The sequence below is a fragment of the Rhodopirellula sp. SH410 genome, assembly GCF_055811895.1.
The window spans coordinates 1,245,799-1,262,053 of sequence record NZ_CM147949.1 but is presented as its reverse complement, the minus strand read 5'-3'; the positions used below and the strand labels follow the sequence as shown (position 1 = coordinate 1,262,053).

The following is a 16,255-nucleotide window of genomic DNA, read 5'->3' as shown; positions in this document are numbered from 1 at the left end:
TCGTGCCGCACCTTGTGATTCCGATAAATCCAACCTGAAAGACCATACCCTATGTATCACCGTCCAACCCATTCTGTTGCGGGCCACCTGGCCTCACTCGCGGCGGTTTTCTTGACGGCATCGCTGGTGCGAGCTGAGCAGGTGACCGTAGTGATCGGCGACCCGACGCCAGCACCGCAATCGGCGACGACCGACGAACTGAACATCCCCTTCGGTGTCGAGTTTGATCCACAGGGAGAGATGGTGATCGCCGAGTACATTGGCGGCCGGGTATTCCGCGTCGATGATCAGGGGCAGCTGGAACGGATCGCAGGCACCGGGGCCCGCGGATACGAGGGCGACGGCGGACCTGCCACGGAGGCAACCTTCGATGCCATCCATAACCTGGCGATTTTACCTGGCGGTGACATCCTCTTATCCGATCATGCCAATCACGTCGTGCGGCGGGTCGATGCAACCAACGGAACGATTTCGACCTTCGCCGGCACCGGCAAACAAGGGTTTTCTGGGGAGGGTGGACCAGCCTCTGAGGCCCAGATGAATGTGGTGATGTGCGTCACCCTGACACCTGACAAGTCGCGGTTGATGGTCGCCGATCTGGGCAACCATCGGATCCGTTCCATCGATCTGAAATCGGGTCAGATCACGACTCTGGCCGGTAACGGCCAACGGGGCGTTCCCACTGATGGGCAGCAAGCAACCGATGCGCCATTGGTCGATCCGCGTGCGGCGGCGATGGATGAGGCGGGCAACCTATACATCGTGGAACGCAACGGAAATGCATTGCGAGTCGTACGTCCTTCGGGCGTCATCGAAACGGTCGCCGGGACCGGACAGCCGGGCGATGCCGACGGTCCGGCCCTGAAAGCTCAATTCAGGGAACCCAAGTATCTGGCGATCGACCCGAATGGCAATGTATTTATCGCTGACGATATGAACCACACGATTCGCAAATACGACCCGGTTGCTAAGACGCTGACCACCGTGCTGGGCAAGGGTGACTTCAAACTCCAGCGCCCGCACGGCGTGACCGTCCGCGACGATTGGTTGTACGTCGTCGACAGCTACCACCACCGTGTGCTACGAATGCCGCTTCCCTAACGGGCTGTCGATTTAGCCTGAGATCGGCCGGCAATGGTGAGCCGAAGCCGTCGGGTAACGGGTAACGCGAGCCACGCGGCCGCTCTCGCGACTCGGCTCAAGAAATCAGCAGGTCGCCAACCACCGACGTCGGTATGCTCGCCAGGGCGTGGTCAGCACAACTAGCGAAAATGGCAGCCCATCGGACAGAAGGAGACACCGGAGTACTGGGGCAGGTTTTCGTTCAAATGAAACCTGCGTGATCGACGCTGACAGTGAGCCCTTTAGCCAAACAACGCGGCGATGGGTTTTCCCTGGTCCGTGATCGGGATCGGCCGTGATCCGTCGAACAGTTCGTGGGCCGGATTCATTCCGAGGGCTGCGTGGATCGTCGCGTGGAAGTCGGGGACAGAAACAGGGTTCTCGACGATGGACTTACTGACTTCGTCGGTCACACCGTAAGCACCTTGATGTTTCAGGCCGCCGCCAGCGAGGAGCAGACTGAAACAACTGCCCTGGTGTCCGCGTCCGCCACGACCATCGTATTGGGCGGGACGCCCGAACTCAGTGCCGATCGCGACGAGCGTCTTATCGAGGATGCCCTGCTGTTCCAGGTCGGTGATCAGAGCTGACAACGCAATGTCGAGTTCTTTGATGAGCAGGTGCTGGTTCTGCTGGCCTTCATTGTGGGTGTCCCAGCCGGTACCGTTGATGAAATTGAGGTTGTGGGATACTTCGACGAATCGCACGCCCGCCTGGACAAGGCGGCGGGCCAGTAGGCAGCGTTGACCGAACTCGCCACCGTAAGCATTTCGCACGGCATCCGGCTCGTCCTGCAGTCGGAAGTGACGCATGAAGTCGGGGCCGGCCAACCGCAGGGCTTCGGCCTGAGCAGTGCGGTACTGCGCGATCACAGAGCCCTCGGGGACACGCTCGGTCAGTGGCTGCAGAAGTTGACGACGCCGGTCGACACGAAGTGGCGTCACGTCTTCCGGTCGGGAGAAACCAGAGGGGCCGCTATCGGTATCAACGAGGTAAACGTAACCAGCCTTAGCACCTAGAAAACCGGGGCCGCGGCTGATGTTGGGGTAGCCGATCAGCATGTAGGCCGGGGCATCTGGGGTCACGGCACCACGCACATGGCCGATGATAGAACCGATCGAGGGATACGTGACGCTGCCGCTGATTAAACGGCCGGTGTGAACGAAGTTGGTGCCGAAGGCGTGTTCATCGACGAGGTGATGGTTCACCGTCCGCAGGGCGGTCAATCGATCGGCGAGCTTCGCAGTCCGGCTCAGGTGTTCGCAGAACTGCACTCCTGGCACGGCGGTATCGATCGCGTCGTACTCCGAACCGGCGAGCTTCGGTGAGGCCTTGGAGTTGCCTCGACGTTTGGGATCGAACGTGTCGATCTGCGACATCCCCCCGCCCAGCCAGATGAACACCACGTGTTCGGCCTTGCCTTTCGGGACGTTGATCGCAGTCGGTCGCGCGAGTGCCGAGCGACCGGCGAGAGCGGCCCCAGCGAGTGCGCCGGTGTGAGTGAGGAAGTGTCGGCGGTCCATGAGAGTGATCCAGTGGTTGAATGATTTCGCGTCCGCTGGGCATAACCCAACGAAAAAGCAACTACGGGGTATAAATCCATTCGGGTGCATTGAGGACGGCCCACAACATATCTTCCATGCGCAGCCGCCAGTCATCGTTCAAGGCATTCGTGGGAGGATCGCCGCGACGGGCATCGGCTTCCTTTTGCACTGCCAACGAATTGGCCGGACCATCGACGTGGTTCGACCAGCTCACGTAACGGACCGGTTCACGCTCGCCAGGGGTCGGCGGGATTCGTTTCGATTCGGGGATCACGCGTGTGTCGTAGCCCTCGGATAGGAATCGGACGTAGCGTTCTTTCTCTTCAGCGGATGGCCGCCGAGTGAGCAGTCTGAGGAAAACACGATCGACGAGTGCGTCGACGGATTGATCCTCCAATGCGAGTTGCGTGATTCCATGTCGATCACTGAGTCGCGTCAGCCAGATACTCATGACACCATTGGCGAAAATCGCAGGCTGCAGAATGTTGGACTCCGTGTCACGAAGACTCTGGGGGTCCTGCCGAGCACCGCGCCAGCCAAACGTCTTCAACACGCTCGTTACCGCTGTGATCCGGGGCAGCGACAAACTGGGCCGATCGCGTTCGTTTGAGCTCGAGGCGAGCATCCAACATCGCCGTGCCTTGCCAAGACTGATCGTGGTGTTGACGGCACGAACACTGTCGATGTCCAGGCTGACCTCTTCCAAATCGAATGGGGTGCCGGTCGCGTGAAAAGCGGAATCGACGATCTGCTCGGCCGTCAAACGCCGTGGTGCTGGCGAGACGAACAGCGGACTGGTTTGGGTGAGCGTCGGATCGGTCGCGCGTTGATACGCATGCGAATTCAAAATCATCCGGCTGACCGCCTTCAGATCATAACCGCCCGCGACGAACTCGTGCCCTAGCCAGCGCAGCAGGTCCGGATGCGAGGGACTGTTCTTTTCCCAGTCGGACACCGTGACGACCAGCCCCCGCCCCATCAATCGCTGCCAAACGCGGTTGACCATCACCTGGGCAAATCGTTCATTCTGCGGAGCGGTGATGAGGGCTGCCAATCGGTCGCGGGGGTTTTGGGGATCTTCCGCCAGTGCATCGGCGACCGATTCATGGCAGTAACGGCCGAACGGCCAGGCTGGATCGACTTCGGTTCCCGGTTCAAGGGTAACCTGAATCAGAGGCTTGCGTCCCGCCTGACTCAGCGGCCCCATGGGCACGCTGCTGGACGCGGGCAGCTTGATCGGCTGCTGTTTCAACAATGCCGCCAACTGTAGCAATTCCTCCTGCATCGACACGTGCGACGGGGCGTCGTGACAACGGGCGCATTTCATCTCGACGCCGAGAAATGCGGAGCTGACAATAATCCCCTTGGCCGCCATCGGTAGGTCGTTCTGCGTCGCTGTGCCGAAGCCAGCCGGTCCGCCATACCGCTCGCTGCCCTCCATGCGAATCAACTCGGTCGCGAAAAGGTCGGCGGGCTTGTTATCAAGCAGCGACTCGTACAGCCACCAGCGGAATGGACCGGTGTTGTTCAGCGTTGGGTTAATCATGTTCGGGTTCTCAGCGAGAACATCGAGCCAGTAACCCATCCAGTTATCTGCCCAACGAGGATCTGCCAATAGCCGATCAATCACTTGGACGCGGCGAGATTCCGGGTTGTCAGTGAGAAACACAGCGATCTCGGATTCGGTGGGCGGTACTCCGACGGTATCGAGGGTCACGCGCCGGAGAAAAGTGAGGTCCTCGGCGAGCGGATTGGGCTCAAAATGATCGACATCGAACTGCGGCCACGTGGCACCACCCTTGATCCAACGTTTCAACAGGGTGACTTCCTCGTCCGTCAACGGATCGCCCTTGGGCGGCATGACGATACCCTCGTCCGTCGAAGTGATCCGGTCAATCAGCTCACTCTCGTCGATGCTGCCGGGAACGATGGCCGAACCCTCGTAATCGCCACCTGCCAACACGGACATGGGATCGTCCAGACGCAGGTCACCTTGAGCCTTGACGCCTTGGTGGCAGTCGTAGCAACGCGTCTCCAGAAGTGGGCGAATCTCTTTGAAATAGTCGACGCCACCTTGGTCGCCCTGGACTGCGTCCTTCTTCACTTCAGCGATCCTCGCATTAATGAAATGATCGACCGCGTTATGGGCTGGATAACCATTGGCCGATTCCGGCACGGGAACCCTGTCGGTCTCCGCCAGCCACTCAGCGGCGGCGGTACGGCGGCGGTCCCAGTATTCGTGATTGGCAGCACGGCGTCCCGCACGGGCAGCGGCGTTCATGCGGGCGAGCCTGGCTCGGCGATCTGCTTCATACGCCTGCCAGCCTGCGTCCGTGTAATCCACCTCCCGATCCCCGGCAGTGAGCAGCGACCATGTTTCGCTGCCTTCCAGGGAGACGGCCACGACGGTCTCGCCGAGTTCGGGCCGGAAAGTACTGCTCCCCGTGATGCCACCCACCATCGTTTCGAGAATAACGAAATGCTCGCCGCCAGAGGTTTCGAATTCACACCAAGCATCGCGATTGCCGGGCGGCGCAAAGCGGAAGTCGGGACCGAGATCGAGATAATTGTCCTGTTTCGAAAGCAGCTCATACCCGCCGGGGTCGTGCGGTCGGGCCGACGTTTCGAGCAACTTCTTGGCGTCGATAAAAAGCCGACACACCCCACGACCACGCACCATCAGACGGTGTTTGCCAGCGGGTAAGGTCACTACCGCCGAAGCTCGCAAATGAGACGGATTGGCTCGATCTCCTCGGACGCCGGTTGCAACGTACCTGTGTGGAAGCTCAAAGAAACCAAAGACGTCTTCGTGATACGTCTCGGTGACCTGCGGTTCCTGCGGCCAGCTGTTGGCTTTGGGGACGCCTTCTTCGCTGATCTGCATCAACACCTTGCCGGCTGGAACCATCTCACGCGTCACTGCTGGCGGGGGCGGGACGAAGCGGTAGCGATGGGCGATTTCAGTCGGATCAAAGCCCTCGCGATAAATCGCCAGGTTGTCCAACGAACCCTGAAACGAGGAGGCTTCGCCGCGGGTATAGCCTGTGCCGATGACGAGGTCGTCGGCGTCCTGCACAGGCGGCAGATCCGTCGCGCCGCTCTCATCCCATTTGCCTGTCACCGGTTTCCCGTCGATCCAGGCTTGCAGACTGTCGCTCTTCCCAAACGTGAACTCGAGCGCCACATGATGCCAACCGGTCGCCGGCACGACCGGTATGCTCCACCAACGATGCCATGCACGCTCCTTTGTCTCTGGATGCTCGCTCGTAAAGAGCAATCCGAATTGGGCACCATCGCTCGTTCCCTGAAAGCGGATGGAATAGTTTTGATTGTTGTCAGCGAAATCGTCTCCGTGCTTGGGATGGCGTCCCTTGCCCAGAACGTAGGCAGTCTGTCCCGCACGGAGCGTTCTGAATTTCACCCACGTTTCAAAGGCGAACGTATCGCCGCTGCCGAATCGAACATTGGGGACACCGCCACGCTCGTGATCCTTGATCAAAATCGAGCCCTTGTGTCCGGTGAAGGACATGGCTGCATTGCCGCTATCGAATCCGGGATACTTCGGAGGTTGTGGACCCTCGACCGGTGTGCCGGGTTTTCCCAGCCACGTCCCTGTCTGGGGTTCGCCATCGAACCGCCATTGCACCACGGGTTCCGCCGCGAGGGCCTGGCCGGCGGTCGCCAAAATCAAGAGGGCGAGTGTCGAGACGACTTTCAGACGGACTGGAAATGGATGGATATTCCGTGAATCGTCGATTTTAACTTCTTTCCAACCGAGTCTCATTTTTCGTCTCCTCAATCCTGTCGGAGGATCCTCCGGCGAGAACAACAGGGGCGACAACGACCTCATTGTCGAGTGCGCCCTGGGCAAATAAACCACCAGTATACCCCAGGCCGAGGGATCGATGCTCAGTGCCAACGTCCTGAACCGCAGCGATGTTGGATCCTGTGGCAATCTACCATGAAATGCAAGTCGCCCGCGGATGATCGCCCTTTCACACGATGCGGCGCCATCATCGCTGATCTCGTTACTCTCGCTGATCTCGTTACTCTCGCTGATCTCGTTACTCTCGCTGGTCTCGTTACTCTCGCTGGTCTCTTGCTGCCTGCCGTTCGGGCTCGTCGACACCGGTCGCTTTGTCGACACGGCCTCCGCGTTGCTGCTCGCCACTTTTCGACAACGCCTCTTTTCGCTTATTGATTTCTAAGCGTATTCGCTGGATTCCCAACCCGCGCCACGCTATCGTCATTTGTATTAATGTGTCCGAATTCCGAGGAGCACCATGACATTGAAACAATTCATTTCGCGACGGACCGCCGTCAAAAGCACACTCACAGGGCTTTCGGCCGTCGTTGCTGGAGCAGTTCTGCCCGGGAAGCACTTGCATGCTGATCAGGACGAGGCGACAGCCATGGCCGACCCGAGGGTTCGTGGACCGTTTCCGATTCTGTCAACGCCGTTTACGGATTCGGGAGAGGTCGATTACGACGTCCTCGCGACGGAAGCAAAGTTCGTTTCGTGGGGTGGTTGCCCGGGAATGATCTGGCCCCAATCGGGAGACAGTGTCGATCTGTTGACGATGGATGAGAAGATGCATGGGATGAAAGTGTTGGCCGAGACGGCTCGGAGTCTTCCCACCGCGCTGTGCCTCGGCGTCCAGGGGAAAAACACTGACGAGATGCTCGCATTTGCCGAGCACGCTGAATCCTTGGAACCGGACGCCATCATCTCTCGACCACCCGATTCCGGGAAGTCCGAGAAAGATCTGCGGCAATACTGGAGAGCCCTTGCGGCGGTGGCCAAACGGCCAGTCATTCTCCAGACAACCGGAGGCGTTGCCTATCGCGGGCCACTTCCTTCACCGGAGCTAATGATTGAACTGGCAGCCGAGTTCCCGCACTTTGGGTACATCAAGGAAGAGGCAGGCGACGTTTTAGGGCGAATGCGTACCTCGCTTGCCGCCATGCCTCCGGTGCGCCGCGTGTTTAGTGCACGCGGTGGATTCCATTGGCTCCAAGAGGCACAGCTCGGATCCGAAGGTGTGATCACAGAGCGCGCAGCATACGCCGACGTTCTGACCCGCATCTGGGAATTGCAGCAAAGCGGTGAAGACCCGAAAACTCTCGAAGACGTGTTCAACAAGTTCATTCAAATGGTCAAGGTAAAACCGGGCAGTCTGCGCGGTGCGAACTTGACCATTTGGAAGAAGCGAGGTGTCTTCAAAAACTTGGTATCTCGCGAATACGGACCAGGAAAATCGACGCCTGCCTCGCCAATCGTTTCCGAACTCAAACTGAGCAACGAACAGTTGGCAGAGGCGGATAATCGCTTTGAGGCACTGCATCCCTACCTGAAAGAGGTCACCCCTGATTTATCCTCGTCAGTGTAACGACCTTCGACAGAAGTTAGACGTCGGACGTTTCCCACGCTCTGGCGAGCGTGGCAAGGATGCCCGTCGGTCCCTCGACCGAAGCTGCCAAACACGTCCTGATCGAATCCAGAAACCCACCAAACCTTCAAGTGATCAATCATGAATCGACCGACTCGCCGTACGTTTTTAAAACAGGTAACGGCAAGCGGCATTGCTGCCTCAGCAACGATTTCCGGTACCAAATCGTCTGGTCAAGTCATCGGCGCGAACGACCGGGTTCGCGTCGCCGTCGCCGGAATCAATGGCCGTGGGCAAGTCCACATGGGCGTTTTCGGCGAGATGAAGAATGTGGAAATCACCCATCTGGTCGATCCCGACAGCCGGCTATTCGCCTCGCGAAGTGCCGCAGTGGAACGGCTCACAGGGAAAAAGCCAAAGTGTGTGCAAGATATCCGCGAAGTACTCGATGACCAATCGGTCGACGCGGTTTCGATCGCGACGCCCAATCACTGGCACGCATTGATGACCATTTGGGCATGTCAGGCCGGAAAGGATGTCTACGTCGAGAAACCTTGCAGTCACAATATTTCCGAAGGTCGTCGAATGGTCGAAGCGGCCCAGACGCATAACCGTATTGTCCAACACGGCACACAGTGGCGTTCCGATCCCAAATGGCAGGCGTATACAACCGACATTCGAGAGGGCAAGTACGGCAAGCTCCAGACCGCCAATATCCAAATCTTTCGCCCTCGCAAAAGCATTGGCTTTCAAAACCCAGTAACACCGCCGCGTGAATTGGACTACGACCTGTGGACCGGACCGGCGCCGCTGAATCCCTATCGAACCAATCTCGTTCACTACCGCTGGCATTGGATGTGGGACTATGGCGACGGGGAGATTGGAAACCTGGGTGCACATGAATTTGAAATGGCTCGCTGGGCGATGCCCGCAAGTGCCAACCCCAAGTCCGTTGTCAGCCTGGGAGGTCGCTACGGATACGAAGATCAGGCAGAGACCCCCAATACCCAGTTAACGCTATATGATTTCGGCGATGCCAAATTGGTGTGTCAACAACGCGGACTACACTTCGACGATCCATTGAAAATGAGCATCGATTTCCATACCGACGAAGGGGTCATCAAAGAAGGTAAGTTCTATCTTCATGGGCAGAAGGCAGGAGAAGTGATCGAGGGAGCTCCGTTGAGTGGACTTCCGCAAGATTACGCCCGTGACCACTTTCAGAACTTCATCGATTGTGTCCGTAGCCGCAAAAGCCAAGACCTCGCTTCGGATGTTCTGGATGGGCACCGAACGGCTGCTGTGGCGCACCTGGGCAATATTTCTTATCGTCTGGGTGAGGAGGCTTCGTTCAGCAACCCGCCCCAGCAACTTGCTGACAACCAGCTTGCTTCGGGATCCTTTAACGACATGAAACGGCATCTGGCCAACGTCGCAGGCTTGGATTTGTCGAAAGCGTCCTATCGGCTCGGTCCCACGCTCCAGTTTGACGCAACGACGGAAACCTTCGTGGACAGTCCCGAGGCGAACCAACTGCTGAGCGGAAACGACAGGGCCGGCTTTCAATTGCCACCTCTTACCAGTTAAGGATACCAGGAACAATAAGTGACGGGTATTCTAAGCACATGGGTGGAATCGAGACGCTGTTTTTTGACTTTGACTTCCATGCTTTGCAGCAGGGTGTCGGTAACGCCTGCGAAGATCTCCTCACTGATCTTCTCGTTGCTTTGCATTCGAGCGATGTAGCGTTCAATGGTTCGCTGAGTGACTTCGGTGCTTGGCTCCAAGTTCAGTGCGTACTGGATGTCGGTTCGGAACAGCAGTGCTTCGTGGGCCTGGGGGACAGTCCAACCTTGAAAGTCACGGATCCAAAGGAGCGCGATGATCGCGTGCAACTCAAAGGTTGGTCGTCCTTGATCGTCACTGAGATGCTCACCGACGAGCCCGATGGGCATCTGCTCCAAGAGCACGTCGCGAAGGAGGCCCTGCCATCCGTTGTCGATCATCTTTCGCCCCATGGGGCCGATGACGCCCTCGAACGGGTCGAAAAGTCTTTGCTGCGTAGGTAGTTCAATGGTTTTCACTGACTAACCGACCGCTCGAAGAAAAAAGCTAAATCCAGACAGCAAAAGGCAACGCATCTCGCCCACGAAAGAAGCCGGTAGCATGAGACTTTTGTCGGTTGCGTCTGTTAAAGATCCTGTTCTGGATGGATCTTTAACAAGATCCACTACGCCAGTTATTGATCCCGCGTTGCTAAACTTGTTGCCGTTTTCCGTGCCTCGGAACTGCACTTTGTTGTGTCGCTACGCTCGCCGGAGCGTGGAGCACGAGCGCAGCCTTAATCGCGAGTTTCTGGTTTCGCAGTTAGCAGGGCAAGCAGGTCGGCGACGGCTTGCGGTGTAAGAACTTTTTCTAGCCCCTCAGGCATCAATGATTTTCCTGACGCTCGCAATTCCTCGATCTCCGTGCGCAGAATGGTTTCGTGTTTTCCTTCGTTGGATAACAGTGTGATGCTGCTTCCGGTTTCGGTTGCTAACAATCCGCTGTGGACACGACCATCGACCGTGACGACGAGATAGGTCAAGTAGCGGGCCTCCACTTCGGCACTGGGGTCCATGATGTTGGCCAGCAAGGTGGTTGGTCTCTTGTCGGTGATCGAGGCCAGGTTGGGGCCCACGTCGTGGCCGACGTCGTCAAACCTGTGACAGGCCGCGCAACTGGTCGCGAACACTTTCCGTCCGCGTTCGACATCGCCGGTCAATGCCAACGCAGCTTGGTAGTGTTCGATAATCTGCTTGCGATCGGGGCTGGTCGACGCAGTGAAGGCTTCCGTCCACGCCGTTCGCAGCGCATCGTCTTTCGTTGCCAGCAGGCGTTCTCGCATCGAGGGACTGATTTCGCCACTGGAAACTTGTCTCGCGACAACGCTTGTTAGCAGCACGTTGCTCCATCGTGTACGACTCGCCAGCACGTCCAACACTCTCGCTCGCAATGACGGGCCATAGGACTGCCATCCTGCCAATATCACCTCGGCGATCTGCGGATCGTCCTGGAGTGCCAAGCGATTGACGACAGCCAATTGCAGATCGACTGCGGACTGTGGCACCAATAACTTCGACAATCGCCGCATATCGTCTGCATACACGTCGTCCTGCCGCAATAACAGTCGTAGCGAAGCGGCGGTCAGCGGCGTCAGCCGTTCGGAAGTCGCGGAGACGGAGGCGCGAGCCTGATCGATCGATTTGTCGATCAGTTGTTGGTGGTCCGTCGTCAGCTGAGTAACCGGCCAGTTTCGTTTTGCGAGTCCATCCAACAGATCTGCCAGACCGGAAAGTTGCCACGGCTCGAGCGGGCCGCTCGCACGATCGCTGATTCGCATGATCACCTGACCGATAGCCGCTGCATCGCCGAGGGCCGCGACCTGCCCGAACAACTGGTGTTGCAAACGGCGTTGAGGTTCCGCAGAATCCGCCGCATCGGACGACAACGCAATCGTGGACGTCAGTACTGCCGCGATATTGCGTTGGGTCAGCGAGCTCATGACGTTCGCGAGGATGTAATTTTCATCCGCTGAATCAACCGCCAAGCGGGCCAGTAAATGTGCGGCCAGCGGCTCATCGTAGGCACCCAGCGTCGCGGCCAGTTGTAGTCGCACTTTGGCGTTGGGGTCCTCGACAAGCGGCTTCAGCCGCCGGACGTCGACGGTATGCTCAGCCGCCAGACGTACGGCCTGACGACGAACGCCGGCGTGCGGATCTTGCAGTGCCGACTGCAAGATATCGGTGCTGAGGGTTTGCATGCCGTCGAGTGTGCAGAGGGCTTGCAGCCGCTGCTGCGGCGTTTCGCCCGCCATGGCAATCGACTCGATCTGCGGTATCGAGGCGGCCTCTTTTCGGTGGACCAAGTTTTGTTGTGCCGCATCGCGTTGCCAACCGTTGGAACTTGACAGAGCGCTCAGCAAGCCGGCGGTCGAAGGGGCGATCCGGGACGCGGTAAGCGGTTTGCCGGTAGGCACGACGCGATAGATACGGCCACGATTTTCACCCAGCCGGTAGTAGGGCCGCAGCTCGTCTTTTCCGGTTTGCGGCAGCCATTGCGGATGTTCGATCATGTAGCGATACATGTCCACGATCCATAGTGCCCCGTCGGGCCCAGTGCGAGCCATCACGGGGCGGCACCAACGGTCTTGACTGGCGAAGAAATCGAATTCTGCCTCAGCCGGATCGCGGTGAAAGGTGAAACTAACTCCGTCGTCAGTGATGATGTTGTGTTGGACTAAATTATGAAACGGCTCGCACGTGAACGCATGTTGTTGGTTGTCAGCACGCGGGAACAGCACGTTGTCGCGATAGATGATCGCTGAGCACGCGGATGTGAAGCGGCCCGATTGGTCAAAGTTGTGGAAACGCTTTTGCAGCTGCGCCGCAGGGTAGACCGGTGGGTTGCTGGGCGTTACTACCTGCTGTTTGGGATCCGGTGGAGCGAAGTGTGGGTTGCGGCGAATATCTTGATCGGCCAGCACATAGTGCCACAGCGGAAGACTATTCTGCACTCCAAACCAGTTTCCCCAGTCGTCACGATTGCGACCGTATTGCGAGGGGCCACTCTGCGGGTCGATGTCACCGCGATCGGGCCGGATGCGAAAGTCGCGGCTGCCAATCTGGTGAGCCTGGCCCGTCTGCACCGAGGTGATTTGATTGCCTTCTCCGTAGCCCGAGTGGTGGCTGCCACTGGCACAGTGAACCCAGTTGTCCAGCCCCCAACGCAATCCGTTGACTCGCAACTGCTGATTGCCTTCTAGAAATCCGCTGAACATGCTGCGGCGGATATCGGCCTTGCCATCGCCTGTGCTGTCTTCCAAATACAGAATCTCGGGCGCGGCGGTCACCAGCACGCCGTCACCCCAGACCAGCAGCCCATTGGGAAAAGAAAGCCCATCGGCGAACAGCGTTGACGAATCGTAACGGCCATCACCGTCATCGTCTTCGAGCACACGAATGCGCCCTCCCGGTTTGCCCTCCCCGTCCATGCCCAGCGGATAGTCCGCCATTTCAACGACCCACAGCTTGCCGTCGAGTCCCCAGTCAATGGCGACGGGGTCTTTCACGAGCGGTTCGCTGGCGACCAACTGGACTTCGAACCCATCTCGAACGTGAATCTTTTCAAGGGAGGCCTCGGCCGCTGTGGGCTCGAATTCCTGCGGCGTTTCCGTTTTCAATTGGGCAATCGGTTTTGTGCCCGCAGTGGCAAAGTGAGCTCCCACTTCGTCGGCTGAAAGGGTTCGATCGTATACCGAGACCTCGTCGATCATGCCCTGGAAATTTGCGTAGTTATCGTTGCGGCCACCGATTTGAATTTCGGGACAGCCGTCGGGGTAGGTTTTGGCTAGCTGGCCGTTGATTTCAAGTTCACCGTTTAAGAAAACTTTCACTTCGCTTGCGTCACGGATCAGCACGACGTGGTTCCAGCTATCGGTTGCCAGTACGGTTTCGCCGCTGAGTAATTCGCCCCGTTCGTTGCCGTTGTACAACAGCAACCGCCCCGTCGATGAGTACGTGCCGCCGATGGCCAGACTATCACCGGGGGCGCCATTGGCACCGTCGATGCCGCGTGTAAACAGGTACCCAGTGACCGGACGGTTGGTGTGGGGCAGTTGATTGCAAAGCCAGAACTCGATGCTGTATTGGTTTTTCAAGTGAGGGACATTGGCCAGCATGCGGCCACCCGAGAAATTTGCCTGCGACGTCCCTGGTTTGCGGGGCCCTGACCTCGGTTCGTACTTCGCATCGTGGGCTGCCTGTTCGTCACTGGCGGCGTTTCGGTTACTGTCATGTAGCCGCCAATAAGCAATTGGCTGCGATTTTCGAACCGCCTCGGCGTACTCTTTGAGAGCTCCGGCGTCCGACGGTTTTTCACCGCGCACGACCGGTTTCGCCTGTGTCTGGGGAGCTTTTATGTTCGAGGCACGATAGGCGTCAACCATCTCGTTCACCGAAAGCGGGCGCGCGAACAAGGCGATTTCGTCTAGTTTGCCATCGAAATTGCCAAACGAAAATTCGGCAGACGCTGACTCGGCCGAGCGCAACGACGTTTGCAGTTCCGGCTGGGCGTTGCCGTCTAAATAAATCCTGACGTCGTCGGCATCGCGGACCAAGGTCACGTGATGCCAGGCCTGACTCACCAGGAGCGTCGATCCCACGTGCTGCTCGGAGCCTTCCTGCTCAGCGGATCCGCTGCGAATGGCAAGCACCGGCAAACCCTCATGGGTGCTGACAATCGACAACGACTCTTGTCCCGCACCAGACCCACGGGAAAACAAAGTTGCCGACGGATTTTCACTGCCGCCAGGCAACCCGCTCCAAAACCACATCGACAGACTGTAGTTGGCAGGCAGATCGGCAACGTTTGCCTGCATCGAACCGCCAGCAAAATAGACGCAGCGATTGGTGGATTCCCACGTTCCAGTATCAGGGGAATCCTGCAGGGACCCGACCTGCAGGTCGGGTCCCTGCAGGTACAGTGCCACACCACCGTCGAACTGCGCAGGGTGATTGCCGGTCGCGTCGACAGCCTGGTCAGCGACCATGTCGCCCAGTCGCCAATAAGCAGCGGGCTGGGCTTTCATCACTGTCTGGGAATACGCATTCGACGGATCGATCAGGGCTCGTCGCGGTTTTCCCGATACGGACTCCAGTAACGTTAAAACCCGTTCGACGATCTTCGGCTCCGCTTCGACTTCGAGACCGGCGGTTCGCGCCGGCCAAGTCGTGTATCCCCCCAGACGATGCTGTTCCGGTGGCGGAATGTAACCTTCGGCGCCATTGGCAAGTTCCATGTTGAAGGTACTTACCAGGGGGCTCTGTTGTTTCAGTTTCAGGCCCGTGATTCCGTACACTTCGTTGGGCAGTGCGGTGATGCCCAGATCGCCGATCCGCAGGGCTTGCAACACCACCTCGGTTTCCTGGTTTTCATGAATCCATTCCGCCTGCTGGGCGTAAACTTCTGATCGGTCTTTGGGCGGTGCATCACCACGTTGCTCGTTGATCGGCTTGGCCCAGGCGAGTCGTTCGGCGTCGGGGACTCGTCTTCTTAGCTTCATTCGCGATTCGGCCATCGCGATGGTCAGATCCGATCGATGTTCGATCTCTCCCCAAGCCTTCAACGCTGTTTCAGCAATCGCTTTCGCGTACTCCGTGCGGTCGATGCGTTGTTGCGGCTTGCCATAGTCCATCCAGTGCAAATCGCCGCTGGTGCCTTGCGATAGGATGCCCACGAAGTGACCAGGCGACGCGTCGGCGGTCTCGGCGATTCGCGATTCCAGCAAGCCAGCGACTTCGCCGAAGTAGTCGGCCGAAAATCCGGAACCCTGACCGAAGTAGTGCATCGAGTAATTGGCCAGCAAGCACAGCGGAGCGTCATCCGCGGCAGCCACCACGCTCAGCAAGGAAAGTTGCGGATCAATCGGGCCCGCGGGACTGACATACGCTGGATTCAAATAGCCGGGATGCATCATGGCGCGGACGTTTTGCTGACCAAAGGGATCCGTCCCCATGCGGTCGCTGCGGGTGATCCAGCGACGGCAATTGGTTTGCTCATGGGCGTCAACGGCCGTCCAACCAATCTTCGCCGGTTGCAATTTCCCATGCGCCGAAACGATGGCTTCAGCGACTCGTGGCACGACGTATTCGACATAGGCTTCATCGCGACTGGTGCCCAAGCAATACGCCATTGCCGAGGGAGCGGAATGCGTGTGGGTGGCACTGATCAGGATCCGATTGGCGGGCAAGTCTATTTGTTTCGTCACTCTCGACTTGATCGCATCGCAGATGTCAGTGGGCAACATGCACGAATCGACAATCGTGATCGCGATCGTTTCATCGCCATCGGACAGCACTAAACACCTCGCGTGCAATGGATCGGCGACCCGCGTGTCGGTAGCCTGCAGGAACCCTCCATTGCGGATGGCAGGAAGCGCGCGAGGCGAAATGTCAACGGACGACGCTCCGGCACGCAATGTGTCGTCAGCAGAGGCCAAGCTGATGGGGCATACCAGCCATATCAACAACGTGGAAAATAGAATTTTCATGAGCGTTGAAGCACTATCGATGGTTAAGGTTTGGCTGGCGGTAGGACTGTCGCACAGCGGGTGGGGGATCGAGTGTAACCTATGGCGAGGAGGGGAGGGACGCACGGCAA

The 16,255-nt window shown here is 58.2% G+C and carries 8 protein-coding genes; 4 read left to right on the top strand and 4 right to left on the bottom strand.

Translation table 11 applies throughout. The annotated features are described in order from the left end of the window. The first annotated feature begins 51 nt into the window (after positions 1 to 51). Entirely contained in the window at positions 52 to 1,101 is a 1,050-nt protein-coding gene (locus SH410x_RS04865) for an NHL repeat-containing protein (RefSeq protein WP_473675132.1), read from the top strand. 263 nt (positions 1,102 to 1,364) lie between these two features. Here SH410x_RS04865 and SH410x_RS04860 read toward each other — a convergent pair whose 3' ends face one another. Further along, entirely contained in the window at positions 1,365 to 2,645 is a 1,281-nt protein-coding gene (locus tag SH410x_RS04860) for a DUF1501 domain-containing protein (protein ID WP_473675130.1), read from the bottom strand. A gap of 61 nt (positions 2,646 to 2,706) precedes the next feature. Continuing rightward, positions 2,707 to 6,450 (bottom strand): DUF1553 domain-containing protein, encoded by a 3,744-nt coding sequence (locus tag SH410x_RS04855; RefSeq protein WP_473675128.1) that lies wholly within the window; start codon positions 6,448 to 6,450, stop codon positions 2,707 to 2,709. 199 nt (positions 6,451 to 6,649) lie between these two features. Between SH410x_RS04855 and SH410x_RS04850 the strand changes: the two genes are divergently transcribed. The 3 genes from SH410x_RS04850 (at position 6,650) to SH410x_RS04840 (ending at position 9,643) form a co-directional block, all read left to right on the top strand. Beyond that, complete coding sequence (locus SH410x_RS04850; protein ID WP_473675126.1) at positions 6,650 to 6,874, top strand: hypothetical protein; 225 nt, start codon at positions 6,650 to 6,652, stop codon at positions 6,872 to 6,874. A 75-nt stretch (positions 6,875 to 6,949) separates the two neighbouring features. After that, a complete protein-coding gene (locus SH410x_RS04845; RefSeq protein WP_473675124.1) occupies positions 6,950 to 8,056 on the top strand; it encodes a dihydrodipicolinate synthase family protein in 1,107 nt (368 codons plus the stop codon). 141 nt (positions 8,057 to 8,197) lie between these two features. After that, on the top strand, positions 8,198 to 9,643 hold the full coding sequence (locus tag SH410x_RS04840; RefSeq protein WP_473675123.1) for a Gfo/Idh/MocA family protein: 1,446 nt from the start codon (positions 8,198 to 8,200) through the stop codon (positions 9,641 to 9,643). Here the strand turns inward: SH410x_RS04840 and SH410x_RS04835 are convergent. Together SH410x_RS04835 and SH410x_RS04830 are read right to left on the bottom strand one after the other, a co-directional pair. Further along, positions 9,640 to 10,140: a hypothetical protein gene (locus tag SH410x_RS04835; RefSeq protein WP_473675121.1), complete on the bottom strand. Its 501-nt coding sequence runs from the start codon at positions 10,138 to 10,140 to the stop codon at positions 9,640 to 9,642. The two genes, SH410x_RS04840 and SH410x_RS04835, sit on opposite strands and share 4 nt — an antisense overlap. A gap of 257 nt (positions 10,141 to 10,397) precedes the next feature. Beyond that, positions 10,398 to 16,145, bottom strand: a complete 5,748-nt coding sequence (locus SH410x_RS04830) for a PVC-type heme-binding CxxCH protein (RefSeq protein ID WP_473675119.1) — start codon at positions 16,143 to 16,145, stop codon at positions 10,398 to 10,400. Positions 16,146 to 16,255: the final 110 nt, after the last annotated feature.

Coding starts and splice junctions, on each gene's coding strand:
- SH410x_RS04865 (WP_473675132.1), top strand. CDS start 52: ATGTATCACCGTCCAACCCATTCTGTTGCGGGCCACCTGGCCTCACTC.
- SH410x_RS04860 (WP_473675130.1), bottom strand. CDS start 2,645: ATGGACCGCCGACACTTCCTCACTCACACCGGCGCACTCGCTGGGGCC.
- SH410x_RS04855 (WP_473675128.1), bottom strand. CDS start 6,450: ATGAGACTCGGTTGGAAAGAAGTTAAAATCGACGATTCACGGAATATC.
- SH410x_RS04850 (WP_473675126.1), top strand. CDS start 6,650: ATGATCGCCCTTTCACACGATGCGGCGCCATCATCGCTGATCTCGTTA.
- SH410x_RS04845 (WP_473675124.1), top strand. CDS start 6,950: ATGACATTGAAACAATTCATTTCGCGACGGACCGCCGTCAAAAGCACA.
- SH410x_RS04840 (WP_473675123.1), top strand. CDS start 8,198: ATGAATCGACCGACTCGCCGTACGTTTTTAAAACAGGTAACGGCAAGC.
- SH410x_RS04830 (WP_473675119.1), bottom strand. CDS start 16,145: ATGAAAATTCTATTTTCCACGTTGTTGATATGGCTGGTATGCCCCATC.